This window comes from Photobacterium sp. DNB22_13_2, assembly GCF_052873915.1.
Genome location: NZ_JBNNXU010000037.1, coordinates 1 through 22573 on the forward strand (window position 1 = coordinate 1; position 22573 = coordinate 22573).

Annotated in this window: 9 protein-coding genes; all 9 read right to left on the bottom strand. The window is 53.1% G+C overall.

The window, feature by feature from the left end; genetic code table 11:
* The coding region (locus tag ACVA58_RS27045; RefSeq protein ID WP_446513354.1) for an amino acid adenylation domain-containing protein at positions 1–2932 on the bottom strand (2932 nt) is incomplete at its 3' end.
* Between the two features lie 2 nt (positions 2933–2934).
* Positions 2935–3498: a phosphopantetheine-binding protein gene (locus tag ACVA58_RS27050; protein ID WP_446513355.1), complete on the bottom strand. Its 564-nt coding sequence runs from the start codon at positions 3496–3498 to the stop codon at positions 2935–2937.
* Complete coding sequence (locus ACVA58_RS27055; protein WP_446513356.1) at positions 3495–4424, bottom strand: glycosyltransferase; 930 nt, start codon at positions 4422–4424, stop codon at positions 3495–3497. Before ACVA58_RS27055 ends, ACVA58_RS27050 begins: the two co-directional genes overlap by 4 nt.
* 57 nt (positions 4425–4481) lie before the next feature.
* Complete coding sequence (locus ACVA58_RS27060; protein ID WP_446513357.1) at positions 4482–5132, bottom strand: acyltransferase; 651 nt, start codon at positions 5130–5132, stop codon at positions 4482–4484.
* 16 nt (positions 5133–5148) lie between these two features.
* Positions 5149–10656: an amino acid adenylation domain-containing protein gene (locus ACVA58_RS27065; RefSeq protein ID WP_446513358.1), complete on the bottom strand. Its 5508-nt coding sequence runs from the start codon at positions 10654–10656 to the stop codon at positions 5149–5151.
* Positions 10653–12437 carry an ABC transporter ATP-binding protein gene (locus ACVA58_RS27070; RefSeq protein WP_446513359.1) on the bottom strand — a complete coding sequence of 595 codons (1785 nt, stop codon included), beginning with the start codon at positions 12435–12437 and terminating at the stop codon, positions 10653–10655. The genes ACVA58_RS27065 and ACVA58_RS27070 overlap by 4 nt, the downstream gene beginning before the upstream one ends.
* Complete coding sequence (locus tag ACVA58_RS27075) at positions 12430–14181, bottom strand: ABC transporter ATP-binding protein (RefSeq protein ID WP_446513360.1); 1752 nt, start codon at positions 14179–14181, stop codon at positions 12430–12432. Before ACVA58_RS27075 ends, ACVA58_RS27070 begins: the two co-directional genes overlap by 8 nt.
* A 29-nt stretch (positions 14182–14210) precedes the next feature.
* Positions 14211–17816, bottom strand: a complete 3606-nt coding sequence (locus ACVA58_RS27080) for a beta-ketoacyl synthase N-terminal-like domain-containing protein (protein ID WP_446513361.1) — start codon at positions 17814–17816, stop codon at positions 14211–14213.
* A gap of 11 nt (positions 17817–17827) precedes the next feature.
* Entirely contained in the window at positions 17828–22558 is a 4731-nt protein-coding gene (locus ACVA58_RS27085; protein WP_446513362.1) for an SDR family NAD(P)-dependent oxidoreductase, read from the bottom strand.
* Positions 22559–22573: the final 15 nt, after the last annotated feature.

Below are 22573 nucleotides of genomic sequence, written 5' to 3' on the forward strand. Positions count from 1 at the left end.
CTTCCGGCAAGGTCACGTAGGCGGCCAGGTAAGACTGACCATTGCGCTGCCGGTCGATAACCGCGGCCAGCTTGATCAGGGGCAAGCCCAGCAGCGCATGCTCGACCTCGCCCAGCTCGATCCGGTAGCCGCGGATCTTAACTTGAGTATCGTTACGGTGCAGGTACTCCAAGCTTCCATCTGCACGCCAACGAACAACATCCCCTGTCTTGTACAAACGAATGGAGTGCTCCTGCCCATTAATCCGGTGATCGATAAAACTGCGTGCATTGAGTTCAGGGCGGTTCAGGTATCCCCGGGCCAATCCAGCCCCGCCAATATACAACTCTCCGGGCGCACCAATGGGTACAGGGTGCAGCTGCTGGTTGAGTACATAGCAAGCCTCGCCATTCAAAGGACGCCCGATATTCGTTACCTGTTGCAGATCCATCCCCACTGTTCCCGTACTCCAGATACAGGTTTCAGTGGGGCCATAAACCTGCCTTACATTGACAAATTGCTTCGCCAGAAGCTCGAACATCGCTTCATTCCCACTCTCTCCACCGGAGATCACCTCGATATGACCAGTCTCGACACCAATCAACGGCTCATTGAGAAATCGCTGCCACATGGACGGCGTCTGCTGAATTAATGAAATATTCGAAGCATGGTGAGACAAGTCATGATGGACCCGTTCGGCATCCGACAAGATCAACCGTCCCTCAAAAAATAAAGCTAGGCCATACTCCAAACCGAAAATATCAAAGGTATAGTTGGTCAAGCTCAAAACCGTTTGTGGCTGCCCCCCCAGCCAGTCGTAAAAATGCGCGAGGAAAGTGGCAAAGGTGCCATGCTCAATCATCACCCCTTTCGGTTTGCCGGTGGTACCTGAGGTATAAATCACATACGCCAGATCTTTTCCTGCCAATGAAATATTCGGACGGCAACACGGGTATACGCTGATATCCAGTGACTCTGTAGCTATGCACATCGGTCGGTTGTCCAGCTGCGCTAGCACTGTTTCAAGTTCAGACAGCAGCCAAGGCTGGGTTAGCACCAGCGCAGCCTCGGTATCCGCCAAGATAAAGGCACTACGATCAACAGGCGATTCTGGCGAAATGGGCACATACGCGGCCCCGGCCTGCATTACAGCCAAAATGCTGATCACCGTATCCAGCCCGCGGTCCAAATACAGGGCTATCCGCGCATCCCCCTCCAGCAGCCTGCCGGTATGTTGCAGGTAGCAATCACGGATAGCATGAGCACGCCGATTAACCCGCTCCAACAACTCCCGGTAGGTTAGACTGTCCTCCCCCCAGCTAATGGCGGTGGCACCCGGGGTTTCCCGCCCTTGCCGGTCAAGCCGATCCGGCAACAGTACTGGCTCTTTGCTGTAAGTTTTACCTTTTTGAAACTCCTGCAGCTGCGATTGTTCCTGTGGTGATACGACCGGCAATACGGCCAGGGGACTCTGCGGCTCTTTCGCCATCGCTTCCAGTACCTGCCGATACAGCAAGCTAAAATGTTCGATAGTGTCAAAATTGAACAAGCTGATCGCGTAGTTAATACTCCCTTGGATTTGCGGCTGGCTATCATCAAGAAAAAGACTTATATCAAACTGGGCCGGTTGATCCCCCAGGACAATTTCGGGGCCAAACAGCGAAGACATATGATGTTGATCCCGACCAAACGACTGCACACTGAACATGGCTTGAAACAAAGGATGGCGACTGGGATCTCGAGATAGGTGCAGCTCATCGACAATTTGATCGAACGGCAGATCTTGATGGGCTTTCGCTTCCATCACTGTGTGATGAATACGCTCAAGGAGTTCACTCACAGTATGACTTTGGTCGATCTTAAGCCGTAGCGGTAGTGAGTTCACAAAGAAGCCGACCATCCCCTGTAATTGACCGAGATGTCGGTTATCTGACGGTGTCCCTACCACCACATCATCCTGGCCAGACAATAGCGAGAGCGTCAGATAATAGGCGCTGAGTAAAACGCTATATACCGTCGTTTGACAGCTCTCGGCCAGCTCCCTAACCTGCATCGAGAGTGCCTCTGTCAGGGTAAATATATAGTCCTGTCCCGCATAAGAAAAGTTCACTGGTCGCGGCTTATCAAGAGGTAGCGCCAGCACTTCACTTCGCTCCAGCTGGGTTGCCCAAAAGTCTACTAACTGCTTTCGCTTCTCATCCCTGAGATAATAGGCCTGCCAGTGGGCATAATCGCTATACTCTACTGGTAAGGCCGCTTGTGGTGGCGCCTCCCCTCGGCAGAACGCCAAGTAAGCATTATCAAGCTCATGGAAGAACACCCCGACCGACCAACCATCACAGGCAACATGGTGCCACACCAGCAGAAGGTAGCGACTTTGCCCTACCACTAAGCGGTACGCCCGCAACGGTAGACTTCTGTCAAGGGCAAACGGCCGGGATTTAAGCTCAGCAGCCTTATTCTTAAGTGCAATTTCATCTTCACAATACAGAGTGGTGATTTCGACCATTCTATCGACGACTTCCGGCTGCCAAGAACCGGCAGAATTCAGTTTGTACTGGGTACGGAAAATAGAATGCCGCCAGATCTGGTGCTGCAATGCCAGCTCGAACGCGGACTGGTCAACACCGCTTTTCATTTCAACAAGTATCGAGATATGGTTGGCATCCGTACCGCCTTCAAATTGCTCGATAAACAGCATCCGCTGCTGTGATGACGATAAGGTTGCCGGCAGCCCGGCCGGGCTACGGTAAATGACTGGTAGCCGCGGCGGTTGCCACTGCTGATTAAAAGACAGCAACTCAATAAGATCCTGCTTGTGGGACTTGATCTCAGCCGCAAGACTGGCCCAGCCGGCCAACTCGGTCGGCTTCCGAAACCGCAATGCCCCCTGATCGATCCACAGCTGAACCCCAAGCCGGTTTGCCCGATATAGCAGTGACAGTGCATCCATACTCAGAACTCTCCTTCTTCAACGCTCTCATTCTCAGCGCGTTCCTGCAGCGCCCTGGCCAAGGACTCAATCGTACGGAACATAAACAGATCGGTGGTCGTAACGGTGACAGCCAGCTGCTGGGACATAACCTCAGCCAGCTTTACCGCAATCAGGGAACTTCCCCCGAGCGAAAACAAACTATCGTTCCGCCCAACCTTTTCTAATTGCAACTCCTGCTTCCAAATAGCCCCGATGAGCAGTTCCAGTTCGGTTGGCTCACCTTTCTCACTGCTAACTTGATTTAATAGAAGGGATTCATAGCGACCGATTTCCACCTCATCATCTTCGCCAAGATGAATATGCTCAACGGATAGGAAAATTTGCGGCACGTCCTCGATGGCAAGCTGGGATAATAATTCTGTTTGAAACACAGAGACCGAATAGTCCGCGCCCCCCTCCATCACAACCAAAGCCACGATAAAGTGTTCATGCTGATAGGACCAATCAACGATCTTGGCCTGCCTGACACCGGAGAGTCCCAACACCCACATTTCAATCTCACACTTTTTAATAAAATCCATCATAACGCCAATTCCTTTTTTTCTTGGCCGCGGGCAGAGCTCTCTACCGCCGCAATCATGGCTGAAGCAGCCTGCACGGTCTCAGCCCTGACCTTGACAATGTCACGCCAATTACCAGTCAGTAGTTGCTGGGTCTGAGGAAGACGGTGTTTACCGTGGGTGTAGTAAAGGTTGTAGAGCAAGGATTGCTCACGCTTGACCGTGTTTTTTTCATGGGGCAAATGAATAGCAACCGGGTCGGCAATCACATTGATCCTTTTCTGGTGCTGGACCAAGCGCAGTGCCAGTTCAATATCTTCAGCCCCCCAAGAACGGTAGTTCTCGTCAAAGCCACCAATCTCAAGCAGGTCCGATGTACGGCAGGAAGCATGACAGGTCCAAAACAACACCCAGCTATGGAGTACATCTGTCAGGTCATGGTTTACAGAAGCAAAGAAAGGCCGCCGGCAATCGCGGTATTTTTCTTCCGACAGCAAAACCCGAAATAACGCTTCTCGATCCAAACTGGCCAGCGCTGCCTCGATACTTTCCCGGTTGTGAGTTTCTACCTCGTCAAAACCAAGGGCTTCGCCGATAAAAACATCATCCATACCCTGGCTCAACGCCGTATAGTGGGTTTGCAACAGATTGGCGCGCCCTATCATTCCTGAGTCAAAAAACAGCGTATAGTCAAAGCGGCTGTTCTCTATCCCAATATTGCGTGCTTTAGCGACGCGGTATCCCCGATCACTTTGGAAATGATATTGGATATTCATTTTATCGCGATAGGATTCCACTACCTGTTGGGTGTGATCGCTAGAGCCATCATCAATCACAATGACTTCGAACTTCTCTCGGCTAAAATCCTGCTCAGACAAGGATTCAAGCGTTTCATTTAACAACTCAGCTCGATTATAAGTTGGCGTGATTACTGATATACCGTCATCCATAACTGTTGCCTATTCTTGATTTCATTCCAATTCCCCGTCGTGACATTCACACACGGCTTATTTAATTTTCTTTACAACCCGCGCAGGGTTGCCAGCGACGACTGTATTGGCAGGCACATCCTTGGTGACTACCGAGTGGGCACCGATGACCGCATTATCGCCAATAGTGATCCCCTTGAGGATTGTGGCTTGATTGCCGACCCACACGGCATTACCGATCTTAACGGGCTTGACCTCCAGCCGTTCGACTTCGCCCGGATCACCGCGCCGGGCTGTATCGTGGCCATCACAATCCATAATGGTGACCATGCCACCGAAAATAACGTCATCACCGATGCGCACCTCCTGATAGGCAACAATGGCAGTACCTTGCAGTACGACATTACAACCAATGACGATTTTTCCTGCAGGTTTTCCGGGGCGCTTGACGCTCGTCAGCTTGGTCACCGTACTAGGAAAGGCTGGCACAAAACTGGAGTCGATATAACTTGCTTCACCGATTTGCAGACAAGCATTAAAGTCCTCCCCCTCCCCCTCGCTTATCGGCTCACCAGACACCAAGGTATAAAATACTCGGGGCTGGCCACTGAAGAGTACAGAATCAGCCAGCTCAGCCCCTGATGCTCGTAGGTCCTGCCTGATCGTCTCTGAACAATAGCCCTGATCGTCAGAGCCACTCAGAATCTGCTTATGATAGTAATAGGCCATGCTTCGAATTCTCCCTTTATCCTCTTTCACCTTGGGCCAGTTGCGTAATCAGCCCGTTAAGCACCTGCCCAACGGCGGTGAAAGTGTCCTTCGATATGTGTTTGTGGTTAAGTTGGCCTTGCAACCGCAGTGGGCCAGTGCCACCACAGTCAAACAGCAACACCAAATCAAAAATCGTATTGCGAGATAGGGCCTTCTGATTGGCAGCTGCAATATAGACGCTGGCTTGCCCCCGCCGCCTGTGGGGTTCAAAATTACGGATCTCCTCCGGCGCCCTCCGCACCACGGCATCAGCCACAGCCGCAATAAAATCTGGCAGGTTGTCAATCCCAACCAGCGCCAGTGATACAGAATGACAATGGGTTGCATTCACCCCAATATAAACGTCAATTTGGGTTTGCTCGGTAACGGCAGCCAACGCATAGATATGTAAGCCAGCTAGCAACACGCCGGGCATTACACCAAGCTGTTGGCTCAGCTCGACCAGCACATCGGAAATTATGGGAGGGTGGCTGTATTCCCATTCACTTCCAGCCTCCTTATCCTCTTGGCTAGCCATCGCAAATGAGATACTGCGGCAAGGCTTAGTCGCCCGCGGAGGCTGCTGACTGTCGACCCAGTTGGCCAGGTGAGATATGGTAGCTTGCTCCAAGATGGTAATGGCCGATACGTTGATCCCTTGCTCGGCCAAGGCTTTCTGTGCAAACACGACATGTAGCGAGTTGCCACCGAGCTCAAAGAAATTATCGTCCAGCCCCGGCTCCGCCACCGGTAGTAGCCCCGACCATACACGGTAGATAATCTGCTCGGTTGGTGTCAGCGAAAACGGTGTTGCATGCAGGTCTGCTGCGGCCGGTACGAGCTTTGTCGCGGGTGCGACTATCTGCGGGAACGCCTTGCGATCTATCTTGCCATTAGCCGTCAACGGAAAAGTATCGAGTGCTCGCCAGGCTTCCGGAACCATATATTCCGGTAGGTAGGTCCTGATGTGATGGCGAAGTTGCGCCTCCTCAAGCGGGTCCACAGCCTGATAAAAGGCACAGAGGTAGCTTTCGCTAAAACCTTGGGTCCGGCGCTCACGCACCAAGCAGACAGCATCTTGGATCCCCGGGTACCATTTGAGAACATCTTCGACTTCATGTAGCTCGATACGATGACCTTTGATTTTGACCTGACTATCAATTCGTCCGCAGACGACCAGCTCACCTGAGGGCAACCAATAGGCTAGATCCCCCGTTCGGTACATCCGCTGCCCCGAACGAAAAGGGTTGTCAACAAACGCCTTAGCCGTCTTCTCGGGTAACTGGTGATAGCCCCGAGCCAGGCCCTGGCCAGCAATATAAAGTTCACCCAAAGTACCAAGCGGGCAAAGCGTATGCTGCTCATCCAACACATATAATTGAGTATTGTCGATCGGTATACCGACCTTACTCTGCGTCGCGCAGGTCAGCTCACCTACCGCGGACCAGACCGTCGTTTCCGTAGGGCCGTACATATTGAAGACCCGAGCCGAGCAGTAACCACGTATACTGTCGACCAGTTCGATACCAACATACTCGCCCCCCATCAGCACCTCCTCAACCCCAGCAAAGCAGTCAAGTGCTGGTTGATAGGCCAAGAACATTTTCATTCGGGAAGGGGTAAATTGCAGAGTGGTAATGCCTGCTCGACCGATCAACATGCTGAGCTCGGCCATATCTTGTTGCTGACGGCGAGTGGCAATCACTAAGCGAGCCCCCTTCAATAGAGGGAGGAAGAACTCGAGTACGAATATATCGAATGAAAAGGTTGTCAGCGCCAACACAGTTTTGCTGTCATTAAATGACAGTGCTCGCTCCATCCCATTGAGAAAGTTCACCGCCGCGCCATGCTCTATCATCACCCCTTTGGGCTGGCCAGTAGAGCCCGAGGTATATATCAGATAAGCCAGTTGCTTCTGATTCACCCCTTCTCCTTCCGGCCTCGTAGTCGGATACTTGGGATAGGCCCGCTCCTCCACAGCGAGTACTGGGCCGTGAAACAGCTGCTCTGCTAGTGCGTTTTGATCGGTCAGCATCAACGTGATCCCGGCATCCTTGACCATAAACTGCAAGCGTTCGACCGGAAAATCAGGATCAAGGGGGACATAGGCCATCCCGGCTTTTAGCACAGCCCATATCGCCACAGCCAGCTCCACCGATGGAGCAATCATGATTGCGACTTTCCCCTGTTCACCATCAGCTAAAAGTGGTCGGCCGTGGACCAACAAGGCATGGGCAAGTTGATTTGCTCGCTGATCCAGCTCACGGTAGCTCAGCGCGACACCAGCACTGCGGCATGCCTCCCTTTCAGGGGTCAGATCCACTTGCTGGTGAAAACGGTCAACCAAGGTTTGTCTCCCCTCAACAGCCTGGGTTGTCTGATTAAATTGCTCCAGCAATTGGACCTGCTCTAGGACCGGAACCCGATCAAACCGCCTGAGCGACTGTGATGGCGGATGCTCGGTGATACGCATCAGCAAGGTCGCCATATACTGCACCAACTGGGTTACTCGACCACTGTCCAGCATCGCCTCGGCATGGGTGAAAGTCACCGTGAGCGCATCATGATGCAGGTACGCATCCACCGCTAAATCGGCTTTCGCCTGAGCAGGCGACACATGTACCTCGCAGGCACTCAGTTCACCATCCTGCCAGTCCACTCCGTCATGAAGAGCAAACAAAGTATCAAATAATGGCTGCCGGTTTGCGCTCCGTGGTATCTTGAGCGCCTCGACCAGATTTTCAAAGGCAAAATCTTGGTGCGCCAATGCCGCAGCAAAATTCTGCTGAATCATCATCAAGTAATCAGTGAGAGAGGACTCTGCAGAATACACAGTACGCAGTGGTAGTACTCGCATAAATACCCCGGGCATCTCTGCCACCTCGGGGAGATCCCGTCCAGCTACCGGGACACCGATCACCATGTCATTTTGACCACTGATTTTCTGCAGTACCAAACTGTAGGCGGCATAGAGGAGCACAAATAAGGTGCACCCCTGGTGCTGGGCCAGTTGCTGCAAGTGACGTAATTGCTGCGATCCGATTTCGAGCATCTGCATCTCAGCTCGGCCATCAAACTGTATAGGCCTGTCATGGCCTGAAGCCAACTGCAGCGGCTCGGGTAACGGTGACAGTACCGTTTTCCAGTAAGCGATATTACCCGGCTCATGCAGAGCCTGCTGCTTGAGGTTATAACTGACATAATCGTGATAATGCCAAGCTGGCTCCGCCGGTGACCGCCCTTGGTAGCATTCAAGCAACATCGCTAGCAAGTGTGAGACACTGATCCCATCGACAAGGCTATGGTGGATGTCCAGTGCCAGATAAGCCTGAGTTGCCGACACTTCCCACAGGCCAACTCTCAGCAAAGGGGCCACCTCGAGTTCGAAGGGACGGACGAAGGCCGACAGCGAATCCTCAAACCTCAGTCCACCAGCAAGAGAGTAACTCTCAACCGGCACCGAAATTACTGGGGTTATCTGGGTACGGACCTCCCCTTGCTCGATTACAAACGTAGATCGTAGTAACGGCAGATTATCGGTTAATACAGCCATCGCCAGTTCCAACCGTCGGCTGTCCAAGGGCTGGTTCAGCTCTATCACCCGAGTTAAGTTATAACTACTATCTTGACGGTGGAACTGGTGGGCTAAAATAATGTTGCGCTGTAGTACCGATACCGGCCCAGCCGACTCAAGAGCAGTCTGTTCCAGCGTATATGTCTCAGGCCGTTGCTGGCGAGTCTGCAGATAGGCCAACTGGCTCGCTGGCGTGAGATGGGTAAAGAGGAGCCCCGGCTCGATACTGACCGAAAACGCCTGCTCAAGCAGGGTTTTCAGGCTCATTAGCTGGAGGGAGTGACCGCCACGACGGAAAAAATGGTCATCCATACCGACCCTCTGCTGCTGCAGAACCTGCTGCCAGATAGCCACAAGCCGACGCTGATCCTCATCAACTGGAGCACGGTAAGGGGCAAACTGCAGCTCCGAGCCAACCAGCTGGTGCACTTTCTTTCGGTTGACCTTACCATTTGGCAATTGCGGCAACGCCTCGACCTGAATCCATTTCGCAGGGACAAGTGCTTGATTAAGATGCTGGTTGGTATAATCAAGCATCGTCCCAGCATCGTTGTTGGATGCCAAAACCACAAACGCCTGCAGCTGGGCTGTCGACAACCCTTCATCCTGTACCCGTACCACGCACTGCGCTACCCCGGGAGCTTGCTCGATCACACTCTCGATACCCAGAAGATCGGCTCGCACGCCGCGGAGCTTTATCTGGTTATCCTTACGGCCTAGGCACACCAGCTGTCCGTCAGGCCGTAGCTTGCCCATATCACCGGTAAAATAATAGGGTGGTGAACGGCGGAAGCTGCGCCGGTTTTCTTCCTTAAGGCCAAGGTAACCGTACGAACGCAGTTCCGTCTCTATCACCAGCTCACCCGGCTGGCCAACATCACAATGCTGCCCCCGCTCATCGAGCACGTGTACTTTGACCTGCTCGTCGAGCGGGCGTCCAATAGGGATCAGATCGTCAGCCATATCATCCGGTCCCAATCTCTTGAACACCTTCGCTAGTGTGGTCTCGGTCGGGCCGTATAAATTGACCAGTTGGCATGAGCCCTCCCCGTAGCACTGGTAAAACTGCGCGACATCTCGGCCTCGTAGTGGCTCCCCAGCAAGAAACAGGTAATCCAAACTCAGTGGATGGGAGCGGCCTTGTGGGTGCAACAAATTTTGACGAAACAGGGTCGGAACCATATGCAACACACTGATTTCATTTTGATTAACCCAAGCAGGAAGTTGCTCGGATAAGATCAGTTCACGATGCTCAGGGAGAACCAGTACAGCCCCAGCGACCAACGGCAGCAAGACTTCCCGCAGGAAGGGGTCAAAGGCAGGTAACGTCACCTGCCCGACACGATGCTGTGGCCCAATAGCAAACTCCGTCTGCTGCCACATGACGAAGTGGCTCAAGCCGCGATAGCTTCCCAAAATCGGCTTGGGATCACCGGTTGACCCCGAGGTAAAGTAGATATAACAGGGATCCTGCCAGCGAGGGGACTCAAGCTCATGCCATGGATTGAACAGTGGTTCGGTTCCCATATTCAGACCCACAGGGTCACAAACCCGTACCTCAGGTACAGGATCCAGCTGCGCTGCCAACGCATAGGTCCGTTCAGCTAAAGTCGGAATAGTCATGATCACAGATGGTGCCACCCGAGTAAGCATCTGCCTCAATACCGGATCGGGCAACATTGGGTTCAAAGGGGCAAACACATGGCCAGTAAATAGGCAGGCTGTCAGGTTAACCACCAGTGCCGGACACGGTTCAAGGAAAAAAGCTACCGGTGCTTGACCGCCTCGCCGTAACGCACCGGCAGTCTCAGCCACTGCCCCTGCCAGCTGCTGGTAGCTAAGCATCCGCCCTCCCCACTCGATCGCTACCGCCTCTGGTCGGTTGTTGAACTGTTGGTGGATAGCAGCCAGTAAATCCCTGCTCATCATTTACTTCCTTCCTTGTCTGCTCTTGTTGACACCCACTGGTAGTAGGTTCCCTGTTGCGCCATCAGCGAGGCATGGTCTCCTTCCTCGATGACTCGACCTTCCTGTAGCATCAAGATCCTGTCCGCATGACGGATTGTTGCCAGCCTATGGGCGACAATGATCACCGCCTGATCCGATCGCTCCGGTACCAGCACCGATTGGAGCCGCAGCTCGGTTGCCTTATCCAACGCTGACGTTGGTTCGTCCATCAACAACACATCGGCATTTTTGGCGAGAGCCCGGGCGACAGCCAATCGCTGCCTCTGCCCACCAGAGACATTGCCACCGCCTTCGCTAAGCAGGGTTTCTAAACCTGCAGGAAGATCCCGGACAAAAACCTCGGCATCAGCCCGTAGTAACGCCGAACTGGCCATTTCAAGCCCAACCGTTCCACCGCAGGACAAGTTATCGCTAACCGACAAGGCAAAAAGGTAAGCATCTTGGGGAACATAAGCGAAATGACGTCGCCATCCATCGGCACCATAATTTGCCAAAAGCTGGCCATGCAGACAGATCTGTCCATCCGAAGGGAGGTAGAGCCCGAGCAACAACTTCATTAACGTTGATTTCCCACTGCCGCTGGAGCCAACAATTGCCACTGTTTCACTAGGCTGTACTGTCAGCGAGATCCCGTGTAATACCGGCTGGCCTCTCGGGTATGAAAATGACACCTCCTCAACAGCAAGGAGAGGGGGAGTGGAGCGACGTTGGCAAACGGGTGGTGGAGCAGCGGCAGAACGTTGCTCGCTCTTTGGCTCCACTCCCGCCGATTCGGGCTGAAGGCTCAGTAATTCGAAGATTCGTTGCGCCCCTGCCAACGACTTTTGCAAAAAAGTCACATGCCCACCCAGCTCACGGAACATCATATTGAGTGCACTGAGCAGCTGGATCATCGCGACCACATCACCGAGCGGAGTATCACCAACAATCATCAGCCAAGCACCGACCACCAGCAATCCGGAGAAGCTAAAGATCCGCAGTAGGTAGTTACCCAGCTCGAGACCCGCCCTAAGCTGAGCCGTATGTCGTGCCCCCTGAAACAGCGCCCGGTTTTCACCGTCGTACCTTTGCTGCAGCTCCCCTTGCATTTGATACACCCGGATATCCTTGGCACCGTGGACGGCATCTACTGCAGCAGATGACAGCCGTCCAAGCGAACGTTGGATCCCCAAGCTCACGCTACGCAACCGCTGAGCAAAATACCGATTCACCGCTGCCGTCAATCCGGCAACCCCTATCAGCAAAGCCCCAATACGCACATCAATTACCAACAGGGCTACCATCGCAATCCCCCCGGTAAACAAAGTAAAAAGCAGCTGCCGGAACTGGTAACCGAAAACCTCGGAGACGGCATCGACATCACTATTTATTCGGGCGATCAGCTCCCCCTTATGGTAGTGCTCCACTTCTGCCAGCGGCACGCTCTCTAAGTGACGGAACAAACGCAGCCGGATCGCCGCCATCGCCCGGAATAAACTCTGAAAAAACCATCGCCCAAATACCATGAAGCTCACGCAGGTTACGGTAGCGAGGCCGATCAACGTCAGGCTGGCTTGGTACATTGCCGGCGCGTCGTTGTCAGTGATTGCCTGGATCATATCGCGCATAATAAACGCCAGCGAAATCATGATTAGGGTTTCCGACAACGCATGTCCCATCACCCCAAACAAATAACGCCATCGGTGCTGGCCCATCAAATTGACTAGCCTAAGCCACTGTAATCGTTCAACCCGACTAAGCATAAGTTGCCTCCTTGTCAGTGGCGTCACTGGCCGTATCGTGGCCTTGCCAAAGGCGGGCAAAAGGCCCTTTGGTATTAAGGAGTGAAGCGGGAGTGCCGTGCTCTACTACTTTGCCTTGCTCCATGACTAACACCCGGTCAAAGCGACAGGCGAAGTGCAAGTCATGGGTGACGACCAACAAGGTTCGCTGGCCGGTCTGGGCCAAAATTGCTTCCTGAACCAATTTCTCACTCTGGCGATCCAACGACGCTGTTGGCTCATCCATCAACAGTAGCTCTGCCGGCTTAAGCAGCGTCCGCATCAAAGCAATCCGCTGTTTCTGCCCCACCGACAGATCACCTCCCTCGTCGAGCCGCGTGTGCAAACCATCGGGAAGTTGCTCGATGAACTCACTGGCATATGCTTGCCGGGCAACGTCATGTATATCCTCTTCACTGGCATTCGGGTTGGCAAATCGGACATTGTCGACTAACCGATAAGGAAACAGGTAATGATCCTGGCCGAGCAAGGCAATCTGCCCTCGGTAGCTGGCACCATTCTTAGCGGCCAAGGTGATCGTCCCACTGCTGGGGAGGTAAAAGCCGGCCAGCAGCTTCAGCAAACTACTTTTGCCACTGCCGCTTTCGCCGACAATAGCCACGGCCTCACCGTGGTCGACCTGCAGACTAACCCCACTGAGCACCGGCCTTCCTTGCTCGTAGGCGAGGCCAACATTCTCGACGGTCAACATCGGAGCAGACTGAGACTCTTGCAGCCGCAAATGGTCAAGCTGTTCATCGACCTCATCCAGTAGCTGATAGATTCTGGCGCAAGCACCCAGCGCATCTTTACAGCTGGCTATTTGGGTCGGCAGCTGCGAGATAGGATCGATGACAAAATTCAACAAATAGAAAAAAGCAATCAGAGCCCCGAGGGAAAGTTCACCAGACACCGCCATTTGCCCGCCGATAATCAAGCAAATAACGCTTGGGAACAGGCGAAGCATCACCTGAAGCGGGCCCATCCAGATATAACGCTGTGCCAACTTGAGCTGGCTCGCCAGGCCATCATCCATCTGCTGCTTGAATAAGCCGTACAGACTCTGCTGCAAATGGAAAACCTTCATGGTCGCAAAGCCGGCTAGCATCTCCCCCAGTACGGCAAAGCCCTTACCAAGTCTCGTCTGCGCCTGCTCCGACAAAGAAGCCATCGGCCGTGTGATCACAACAATGAGCACCAAGCCGACCGGGATAGGGATTATGGCGACTATCAGTAACTGCCAGTTGAGCATCCCCAAATAGACGGCACCAGCAATGAACATCACAGGGTGTAGCAATAACAATGGAAAGTTGTTTTCGACAAACAGGTTTACCTTGCGGAGATCGCTGCTAAAGCGCGCCACAATATCCCCCGTTTCGTAACGCTCCAGCGCCGCGACCGAGATCCCCGTCAGTTTATTGAACAACCGTTGGTTAAAACGGAATACAAATCGGGCACTGAGGATACCGCCCAGTCGAAACCGGGCATAAGTAGCCAGCGCCCCTAGCAACAGCACCACCACCAGTCCAAACACCCCTCGCAGCATCTCTTCCACTGCGCCTAAGCTGGCCCTGTCGATAATCAATTTCAGCGCATACGTTTCTGCCACACCGGCAGACACCGTTAGTGCTGCGGCCAGAACGACTGCCAGCAACCACCCTTTGAACTGCCATATATCACGACAAAGGCGCACAAGTACGCGACTGCCAGCATCTGACTTTTTCATTTTTCTTCCTTCACTACTTGCTGCAAGAGCTAGGCAACACCATCGCTATGGGCAGACTTCCCACAGGCAACATCCTCTGCCAGCAGCTCTAGGTAACTCCGGTAACGCTCCGCAACAGCCCGTATGGTCGACTCATGGTGGATATTCTCGCTGTATCCCCACGCCAGCTTGAGCTCCCCCCCCTCAAGGCTGCCCCAGATATTGAGGATGGCCGCATCCACGATGTGCGAGTCGTCACCGATCTCGACCTTGAGGTTATCCAGCATTCGCACCGGACCATTACCTCCGCTGCGGTCCGTCAGCATGTCGCCGAAGTAATTGATCGCCACCTCTTTGCGCAGCAGGTCATAACGGCAACCTGGCTCCCTCGGCTCAATATGCTGGGTAATAACATTACCAACCCCTTTGGCTGGCAGCGCATCTCGCTGGGCCTTGATATCGAGCAGATGGGCCAACGGTGAAGACAGCTCCGTGTTTTGCAGCACCACATCACAACCAACCGAGAACAACCCCAGTGTCTGACTGAAGTCATGACTACGGTCATAAATGATGTCGCGTCCGGTGATCACGTTGTGGATTTCCACCCACTCCTTGCCAGTCCAATGCGTCAGGCTGTATGACATCGCGGCAATCAGTACATCAATCACCGCAACCTGATGCTGCTTAACCAACTGGTAGCACAGGCGCTCTGTCGTCTGGCAATCTATCACCTGCATGAAAGAACGAATTGCACTGCGGTAGTTAATCCCATCTTCAATATCACGCGGCAGCCGCGGTATTTCCTCAAGCGGTACCTGATCGATAAATTCCTGCTGCTGTTTGGCAATAACACCGGCGTAGCGCTGGCATTCAGAAATATACTGGAAGTAGGACAAAGCCTTATCTTCCACTATCGGCGGCTTGCCCTGGCTGGCAGACATAGCGAGGGAGATCAGCTGTTCGGCATACACTTTGAGGGCAAAGGCATCCATGATCACATGGTGGAAGTAACAGGCTATATACACTGGCTGATCAGACTCTTGGGTAAACAACAGCACGGTATAGGGTGGCTTGGTCTCCAAATCAAAAACATAGAGCTGTTCGTTGATCCGGCGTTCTATCTCTCTAAAACGCTCCCCCGGTGAAGTCCCACATAGGTCGATATGGCACACCGCGGGTGGCTCCCCGGAAGGAAGTACGTTTTGCTGCCATCCTTGAGCGGTACGGCAAAAACGGGTCCGTAAAATATCATGATGGTCATCGAGGCTAGTGACAGCCTGCTCGACATCTTCAGGCCGCAGCGGCCGCTCAATCGCATAAACCCCACCAAGAGTCATACGATTAGGGTTATCCAGTTCCTGGCACGCCCCCAGCATAAATGACTGGTTGGCGCTAAGCGGCTGCTCGCCAGTTATCTCATGCAAATCAGGCTTAAGCTCTTCCAGCTGTGGCTGGGGTTGATGCGCCAAGGCAATAGCCTGCTCTGCAATTGACTGATACTGATAGATAAACTCTAGGGTGACATGCTGTTGTAGCGCCTGGCTCATCGCCTGTGCCAGCATGGAACCACTCAGCGAATTTCCACCATAATCAAAGAACCCCTGCATTACATCGATCTTGTTATAGCCGAGGCAGGACGCCCAAACCGTCGCAATTCGCCGCTCCAATTCGGTATAGCTATTATCATCATGCCCACTCAGCTGAAGCTCCTCATTGGCACTCACCTCCTCCACTTTAACCTCCGAAGGCGGAGCCTCTGCCATCGACTGATAAGGCTTAAGTAAAGATTGGGCTGGCCAGCAACGAGCCAGATCCCGCGGTACACTCGGTAGGCTGGTACGGCATACTGAACACTGCTGGTAATAAGCCGCCCAGTCCACTTGCTGATCTGAGCGGTACAAGGCAAGCACCTGTTGTAATACGGGCTCTATTTCGGTTGGAGAATCTGTCAATGTCAACACTTGACGTCGGGTGGGTATAGTGTCAAACCGATGAAAAACAATTTGCTGTGGTAATGGTTCCGGAGCCTCGTCTCCGGCAGCTTTTTGTTCCAACCACAGCCATGCTGTCTGCAGGAAGCCTAAGCACTGGGTACGGTCCTCAAAGCCGATCCCAACCACACAGTGACCTAGCTGACGCCCGGTATTGAGGGTATAGCACAGCTGATCCAAGTCCACACTTTCATCGCTCAGGCAGCAGAGCAGCGCATCGAGCTGATCAGCCAAACTGTTTTCATCATTCGCTGAAACAGTTAACACTCTTGCTAAGCCCGCATCGCGGACTGGCTCGGCCAGATACTCCTCCACCACCACATGGCAATTGGTCTTGCTCATACTGAAGGCGCTGACCCCCACCAGTTTTTTCTTCGGCTGCTGCGGCCAGTCTGTCAAGCTTTCCTGGATATAGACCGGGGAACTTTCCAGCTGCATATGTCGATTGGGTACATTGAAGAAAGGCGATGGTGGAAGACGGCGATAGCGTAATGACAGCAGCACCTTGGCCATCCGTGCCAGCCCAGAAACACCTGCGGTATGGCCAATATTGGCCATTAGCGAGCCGACGGCGCAAAACTGTTTCTTGCGGGTAAAAGGCTTGAAAGCAGAAGTAATGGCCGAAAGCTCTATCGAGTCCCCCAGCAGGGTCCCCGTTCCGTGCGCCTCAATATAATCGAGCTGCTCTGGCTCGATCCCGGCATCTTGCCAAGCCCGCTGCAACACTTGCCCTTGTCGGACAGCCATCCCATCATGGTTTACCGCCGAACCTTTGATCACACCGTAGATATGATCCCCAGCAGAAACAGCGGCAGAAAGAGGCTTAAGCAACAAACTGCAAGCCCCTTCCCCCCACAGCATGCCTCCGGCATTGTCATCGAAGGCAGTACTGATCCCGGAACTGGCATTCATCCCTTCCAAGCCATCGACCGAGGCGGTACTGAAGGTATTTAGCAGGTTTACCCCAGCAACGATCGCCTGCTCGCACTCTTGGCGACGAAGCGACTTGACTGCACTATCGAGCGCAACCAAACCGGAAGAGCATGTTGTATCAAGTGCCTGGCAAGGCCCGTCTAAATTAAGCAGGGTTGCGATACGTCCCGGATACCAACCTGTCATCGACCCCATACTGCTGTATACGTTATGCTCTTTGAGGTAAGGCTCTAGGCTAAGCTTACCGCTGTCGTTCATGCCGACAAAAACCCCAGTGCGCGTATTGCTCCATTGCTGTGGCGTATAACCAGCATCATCAAACGACTGCCAAACCACTTTGAGCAGTTCGCGCTGACTTGGATCCATCAGTGCAGCTTCGGTTGGTAACAGGCCAAACTGTTCAGGCTCAAAACGATCAACATCGGGAAACAGGTTCTCAACGCTGATCACCCCTCCTCTCGGAGTGCCTTGGCGCCCCATGATATAGCTCATATCTTGATGACGGCGGGCTGAATACTGCCCGCCTCCGCCTTGCTCACGGCACAGTTTCTGCCAGAATGACCAAGGACTATCCGCACCGGAAAATCGGCAGCCAAGCCCAATCACTGCGATGTCGATTTTTGCCGGCTTGCCACCCAAAGCCTTAAGCAGGGCAGCTGCATGGGCTTTGTCGAAATGCCCTTTCTGCACCTGACCGAGCAGATACCGAGCTAACTCTTTATTGTCGCTCATCTCTGCTCCTCTTAATCCACAATCTGCAAAATGTCATCAATCGAGGCTTCACCGCTATCTAGCCCATCGAGCATCGCCATCAGATCATCCTCGCTCACCTCCTTGGCTACCTCTTGCTGCGGCGCTGCCAGCTCAGCCAATCGTTCGGCCATCATGGCTACAGATGGATAGGAGTAGATATCGGTAATATCAAATGCCCCAGGGAAAGCTTTCTCCAGCCCCTTTTGCAGCTCGATCGCCAAAATAGAGTCACCGCCCAGACTGGTAAAGGTGTCATAAATATCGATATCTTTAAGCCCGAGGGTACTGGCCCACACGGCACCTAGCCGGAGAAAGTCCTCATTGGTATTGTCACCATCGACACCGCTAAGATTGATCTCGCTGGCGTCAATCTCCTGCTCGTTCTTGCCTTCCGCCATATTGTGCCGGTTCACGGCTAATTTTCTCACCTGACGGGCAATCGGCTCCGCCAGGGGCAAGATAGCATCGCGCTCAGCAAACGTTTTGAGGTTCAGCTTACCGCCACACAACACGGGCTGATTGCTATCCAGCATCGTATCAAGCAGGGCAAACGCGGTATTATCGTCCATCCCAAACAGGTAGGTTCCCTCACCGGATCCGACGCCAAAATCCACGGCCATACCGGTTTCCATCCACGGAGCCCAATTGATTGACAATGCTTTACGGCCTTGCAGAGCAAGCTCTTCAGCATAACCGTCAAGGAAGGCATTCGCCGCTGCATAGTCCCCCTGCCCTTGCCCCGCAAACAACGCGGTGATCGAGGAGTAAAACACCATCACATCAGGATCATCGCTTCGGGTTAGCTTATCAAGTAATCTGGTCCCGGCGATTTTCGGCGCGACAACCCGCTCGAAAGTATCTGTATCCTTGTTCATCAGGAAGCCGTCACCTGCAACCCCTGCACAATGGAATACCCCGTTAACTCTGCCGTACAATTCGCGAGTTTGCTGCAAGGCCGCCTGCAACGAAGCTTCGTCAGTCACGTCTGCGCTGAGGTAGGTCACCCGGCTACCTGCCGTTTCAATCGTACTGATAGCTTCAAAGACCTTTTCCAACCTCGGTTCGTTCTCAACCAGCGCCGAGCGGCTAAGCAATACAAGATTGACATTTTTGCGACTGGCCAAGTGAATGGCCGTTTCCAGCGCCAGACCACCAGAGCCACCCGTGATGACATAACAACCGCTCTCCTTGAGCTCCAGTGGCTGTTGGGTCGCCTCATCCAAAGCTCGCTCTGCAAACTGTGGCAAGTACCGTTGCTCAGCACGGTACACCACACTGAACGGCCCATCGAGATTAGCCACTTCAGCGACCAGCAAACTAGCGCTAGTCAGCGGGTCGACATCGATCACCCGAGTAACAAGGCCACCGTACTCCATGCGGATGGTTTTGCTCAGGCCTTCCACTGCGCGGCCATAGGCATTCACGCCTGCCTGACCGCTGCCAACCTTATGCGCCTGTCCGGTCAGAACCGTCAACGCGATTTTGCTGGTCAGCTTATTGGCGACCATCGCCTTGATCAGGAAGAACAGCCGTGAAACGGTGCTATCGGAGGCATGCAGTGCGTCGAGCCCGGCACAATAGACAAACTGGGTGATTGGCAGCTCCGACATTTGCTGAAGCAATTGCTGGTAGTCGGCCTCACAGGCGCCGACCGTAAAGCCCATCGCACCATTTTCAGCAAAGGCATCTCCCAACTGGACCTCAACCACGCTCGCCCCTGCGGTTTGCAAAGCCGGCTTCAGCTGTTGGCTCTGGGAACTACCATCGCTCAGTACGACTACGGTCCCAGTAAGCCGCTCCGGTAATGACTCAGGGCTGCCTGCCAGCCAGTTAACCTGATAAAAAGCCTTGCTTTTGTCGTTCTGCTGGCTGAAGCGTTTGCGGTCAACCCGCTTAACGATATAGTCGCGTACCTCCACCAGCACCCGCCCAGCTTCATCACACATTTTTAGGTTAAAACTCAGGGTTTCCCTATCGTCAGAGACTTCCCCGTTAAGGTGGGTAATGGTGAAGAACTCGCGCGGCAACGGTGCATAGACCTTCATCGAACCATACATATACGGCAGGAACATCTCGCCGGGGATAAAGGCCTGAATAAAGCCGTTGGCGGCCTGGTCAAGTAAACTGGTATGCAGGTAATAATCATCCAGATCAGCAAGGTGCTGCTCGGACAACTTCACATTATGGATCCGTTCATCCTGTGATAGCCATTGCTTCTCGAAACACAACCAGCGAGGGCCAAACGAAAAGTCACTCTGGCTAGTGAACGGTTCCTTTATAGAGTACTCCATACTCTGCTTGAGGGCCGCCAACTCAACCGCCTCGGGCTGCTGGTGCGATAAACGGTGAATATCAGCTTGGGCGTGATGGCGCCACTCGCTGCCATCGTGGCTGATGACTTTAAGCTCCAATGAGTCGCCTCGATTGACGACGAAGATCTGGACCTCGTAATCGACCTGCTCGGGCGTCACCACCAACGGGACAAGGTAGACAAGATTCTTGATTTCTATCGCCCCTTCCGGCCAGTAATAGGCGGAGATAGCCTTCAGCATTTCGATATAGGCTGTCCCGGGAAGTACATGCTGACCCAGAACTAAGTGCTCGGTCAGCTGCCAGTGGCGGTCTAGCGAGAGGCGGGTGGTAAATATATCCTTCTCTTGTGTTGATACCGCCAGCTTACCGAGCAAGGGGTGTAACTCAGGCTCCGCTTCTTGCGCTCCGCGGAAAGCATCAATCATCGACGGCTCAGGCCAGTATGGCTTGCGGTCAAACGGATAAACGGGAAGGCGGACACTACTATGCGAACCGGTAAAGATTTTGTCGAATGCAACATCGGCACCTTGAACATAATAACTGGCCAGGAAAGTTTGCTGGATCAGCGATAGAGGGGATGTACTGTTTGTGATTGCCCGCGCTTGCTCGGTATAACCTTTCTTTTCTGCTTCGGTCAGCTCTCCCGGCAGGCGCTTCTTCTTGCTTTCACTGACCAGTTTGTGTTCAGCGTATAAGAACCAGTCAAAGCGAGCCTGCTCAACCCCCTCTATCAAAACCCGGTGTAGCTTCTGGCGCAGATCTGCCACTGACTCGACCACGAAGATACCGCGGTAATTGTAATGTCCTCGCCCTTGAGCTGCGGAATAACACAAGTCACCAATAGAAGCGGTGTCTGGTAAAGTGTCGATAAAATTCAGGGTCGACTTGAATAGCTGCTCGAAAGACCAGGACGTTTTCGCTGAAATTGGGAACAGGTAGGCAGCACCAGCATCATCTGCAGCTTTAGCTTTAGTCATTGCTCCCTCTGGCGCCTCCTGCAGCACCATATGACAGTTAGTTCCACTAAAACCGAATGAGCTAACCCCAGCAGTACGGGCCTTATCACCATGTTTTTCCCATGGCATCAGCTCACTGGCGACATACAAGGGCGAGTCGATAAATGGAATAAACTGGTTGGGCTTTTCAAAATTAATCGATGCCGGGATTTTTTTCGCCTGCAGTGACATTGCTAGTTTAATTAAACCAGCAACACCTGATGCTCCTACCAAATGCCCCATATTCGATTTGGCCGTCCCGATGGCACAGAACTGGCGCTTATTAGTGAAGCGACGGAAGGCATTGGTCAGAGCTTTGGTTTCAATCGGATCCCCCAGGGCTGTTCCTGTACCGTGTGCTTCTATGTAGCTCACCTGGTCAGGCTGGATACCTGCATCTTTCCACGCCTGCACAAGCATCTCTTCTTGAGCGAGGGCATTGGGTGCTGTGTAGCCATTCGAACGACCGTCGTTATTGGCCGCATAACCTTTGATCACCGCATGAACCTGATCGCCATCTCGCAGAGCCTTTTCAAGCGGCTTGAGCATCACGACCCCAGCCCCCTCCCCCCAGACAGTACCGTTAGCCCGGTCATCAAAGGTTTTCACCACATTATCTGCCGACTCATAGGTTTCCAGTGAAGAGTCAACACCGACAACAGGGCGGTAATTAACCCCACTCACCCCTCCAGCCAATGCCATATCACACTCACCGCTACGCAATGCGGTACAGGCTTGATATACCGAAACCAAACCGGAGGAGCAGGCGGTGTCAAGTACAATACTCGGCCCCTTTAGATCAAACAGGAAGGAAATCCGGCTCGATAAAATCCCGGTCCAAGTACCCGTTACCCCGAGCGGCTCATTTTCGACCATCATGTCAAACGTCAAACTCTTGGTATGATTGCGGCCGACAAAAACGCCAGTGTTAGTACCTATGATCTTGTTACCGCCATAACCGGCATCTTCAATAGCAGCATAGGTTTCTTCGAGGAAAATACGCTGAACAGGGTCAATTACCGCAGCTTCACGTGGGGAAATGCCAAAGAATGATGCATCAAATTCATGTAGTTGTTCAAAATAGGATTGCTTTTGGTATTCCAGCTTGTCGAAGTCGGCTTCATCCGTACGAGTATCAGGGTACAACTTGTTGGCAACATGCTTCATGTAATATTTAGCCGTTTCCTTGCGTGCCTCCGGGACCTCACCGACAAGGTTGCTACCACGCATAATATGGGTCCAGAACGCCTCTTTACTTGAGCCTCCAGGAAGCCGACCGGCCATCCCGATAATGGCAATATCTTTACTCTTCGTCTCACTGCTCTGCAGTTCAGTCAGCAACTTCTTGGCGTCGTTCTTCGATAGACTGCTATTGGCCACTTGACTGAAGATGTATTTCTTCAACTCTGACATAACGCTTCCTTGCCC

Excerpts from the sequence above, each read along its gene's own strand:
- ACVA58_RS27075 (WP_446513360.1), bottom strand. The coding sequence starts at position 14,181 with ATGAAAAAGTCAGATGCTGGCAGTCGCGTACTTGTGCGCCTTTGTCGT.
- ACVA58_RS27070 (WP_446513359.1), bottom strand. The coding sequence starts at position 12,437 with ATGCTTAGTCGGGTTGAACGATTACAGTGGCTTAGGCTAGTCAATTTG.
- ACVA58_RS27055 (WP_446513356.1), bottom strand. The coding sequence starts at position 4,424 with ATGGATGACGGTATATCAGTAATCACGCCAACTTATAATCGAGCTGAG.
- ACVA58_RS27065 (WP_446513358.1), bottom strand. The coding sequence starts at position 10,656 with ATGATGAGCAGGGATTTACTGGCTGCTATCCACCAACAGTTCAACAAC.
- ACVA58_RS27050 (WP_446513355.1), bottom strand. The coding sequence starts at position 3,498 with ATGATGGATTTTATTAAAAAGTGTGAGATTGAAATGTGGGTGTTGGGA.
- ACVA58_RS27060 (WP_446513357.1), bottom strand. The coding sequence starts at position 5,132 with ATGGCCTATTACTATCATAAGCAGATTCTGAGTGGCTCTGACGATCAG.
- ACVA58_RS27085 (WP_446513362.1), bottom strand. The coding sequence starts at position 22,558 with ATGTCAGAGTTGAAGAAATACATCTTCAGTCAAGTGGCCAATAGCAGT.
- ACVA58_RS27080 (WP_446513361.1), bottom strand. The coding sequence starts at position 17,816 with ATGAGCGACAATAAAGAGTTAGCTCGGTATCTGCTCGGTCAGGTGCAG.